The organism is Paenibacillus fonticola DSM 21315 (genome assembly GCF_000381905.1).
Taxonomy (GTDB): Bacteria; Bacillota; Bacilli; order Paenibacillales; family Paenibacillaceae; genus Fontibacillus; species Fontibacillus fonticola.
In genome coordinates, this window is sequence record NZ_KB907278.1 from 1 (window position 1) to 754 (window position 754).

Annotated in this window: 1 pseudogene; it reads right to left on the reverse strand. The window is 47.9% G+C overall.

Annotated elements, in window-relative coordinates:
- Window positions 1-355: 355 nt before the first annotated feature.
- Window positions 356-445, reverse strand: a pseudogene (locus tag G358_RS34655) (glycosyl hydrolase family 95 catalytic domain-containing protein); the annotation flags it as partial.
- Between the last annotated feature and the right edge of the window lie 309 nt (window positions 446-754).

A 754-nucleotide genomic window follows, 5' to 3' on the forward strand; every position in this document is an offset into this window, starting at 1 on the left:
ACAATAGTTAGCGGTACGCTCTTCAGACGAATGTAGAATGTGTGTGAACCCACGGATATCAGTATGCCAACTGGCGAATTGCTTTGCCTTCGAGCTGAGAAAATGAACCCCCTTTCCGTTCCCCCTTCTGGGGAAAACGCAGGGAGCACGGCCCCCTGCACCCCGTTACTCGCCGTAGGGCAGGGGGCCGGCATATTACAGCCGAACCCGAATCAAGTATGAAAAGAAAGGGCCACCTGTCAAAAAAGGCGCTTGACAGGCTCTATTTAAGTGCATCAAAAACGTAGGTGCGACACAGACGCTTGACAGGTTTCGTTCATATCAGCGTCCCCTGTGTCCGTCTAGCCGTTAGGTTGCCAGCGGTGCCACCAAAGTTGCCATCGATCTGAAACGGCGGATGATTGTCAAACAGATTGGGCAGCGTCGAATGATGCAGCAGCGCCTGCAAATGATGGCCCGCCTGCTCCTGTCTATAAGCAAATTCCATATTCTAAGTATAAAAAGGAATACAGAAGGTTCCGGCATAGGATTTATACTACTTATCGTGCATTATTTTTGCCAAATCGATAGTCGGCTGCTGATTTTCATGCTGGAGTTGTGCCCGAGAAAAGAGAGTGCATGACTGTTTTCATACGAAATACTCGTGCAGCAGTCAGATCCTTGGGTTGTATATGAAATTTCATACAGAACACTCATGTAGCAACCCTGACGCTTGGAATGTATATGAAATTTCATACAGAACACTCATGTAGCA